Source organism: Acinetobacter sp. YH16053 (genome assembly GCF_013417035.1).
Lineage (GTDB): Bacteria > Pseudomonadota > Gammaproteobacteria > Pseudomonadales > Moraxellaceae > Acinetobacter > Acinetobacter towneri.
This window is the reverse complement of record NZ_VPEP01000152.1, coordinates 1-1,112: the sequence shown is the minus strand read 5'-3', so window position 1 is coordinate 1,112 and position 1,112 is coordinate 1. Positions and strand designations below refer to the sequence as shown.

2 protein-coding genes are annotated in these 1,112 nt (G+C 37.5%); both read right to left on the bottom strand.

The features are described 5' to 3' along the window. Nucleotides 1–147 precede the first annotated feature (147 nt). Nucleotides 148–618, bottom strand: coding sequence for a transposase family protein (locus tag FTV43_RS15735; protein WP_179995863.1), 471 nt, complete (start codon nt 616–618; stop codon nt 148–150). Continuing rightward, entirely contained in the window at nt 566–961 is a 396-nt protein-coding gene (locus tag FTV43_RS15730) for a transposase family protein (protein WP_071851480.1), read from the bottom strand. Before FTV43_RS15730 ends, FTV43_RS15735 begins: the two co-directional genes overlap by 53 nt. Between the last annotated feature and the right edge of the window lie 151 nt (nt 962–1,112).

Sequence of the window (1,112 nt, the reverse complement as noted above, 5' to 3'; positions counted from 1 at the left end):
ATAGGTATTTTTTTTATTTTTTCAATAAATCAATAAAATTAGTTTTATTTTATTGAATGGTAAATTCTCGGGCTTATTTATTATCGACTAAGAATATAAAATAAATTTAAGAAGGAATAAGTTTATATATTAGACCTCTTTCATAAATCATTTTTTGCTCAGTTCCAAGTTGTAGATTCCAGCGATTAAATTGAATCTCAAACCAAGCCTTTTACCTCTATTTCGATATCGCTCAGCAAGAATTTTGAAGGTTTTCAAACTGCCAAATACATGCTCAATTCCAATTCTTCTTTTATTGATTTCCTGATTATAGATTTTTAGTTCGGAATCCAGTTTACAGTGCTTCTTTGCTTTTAATGGCAACAAGCTATTTGGATACACTGTATAAATTCCCTGATAACCCTTATCCGCAAGGATAAATGCACCTGCAGGAATCTGATTCAAGTTACGTTTGAAGAGTTCGAAATCATGTACGGCACCACGACTCGTACATAAACTCAGGATTTTTTGAGTTTGATAATGAATGATGGCCTGTACTTTGAAAGTGTGGGTCTTTTTCTTGCCGCTATAGCTTTTCTTCTGTTTTTTTAGGCCTTTGGATTGGAATTTCCGTGGCATCCACGATTACAACATTCCAGTCGATGCCTTCGCCCTCGGGTAAATCTTTGGGTAAATTAAACAGATTGGACCGAATCAGGCAGTCTTCAACATGACGGACAATTCTTGAGGCTGTGGGCTCTGAAACCCCGTAACTCGTCGCAACGTGAAATAAGGTTCGGTATTCCCGCCAATAGCTCAGACAGAGCAGAACCTGATCCTCCAGGCTTAACTTGGGCGGTCTGCCTTTGGCAGGGACATGTTTCTTCAATTGCTCAACCATCAAATAGAAAGTTGACCATGAGATGCCTGTGTATCGCTTGAACTGAGGATCAGAAAGCTTGTTTGAATCGATGTATTTCATCCGCAGATTATGCACGAATGCTAAGAAATCCGGAGTGCAAATATTAACCAAAAAGAAGATCGTTTTTTGATTTATGAAAGAGATCTATTGCTTGCATGTTTATTTGGTGCAAAGCCAAATGAGGACACGCCCTAGAAAATCCAAATCTGAT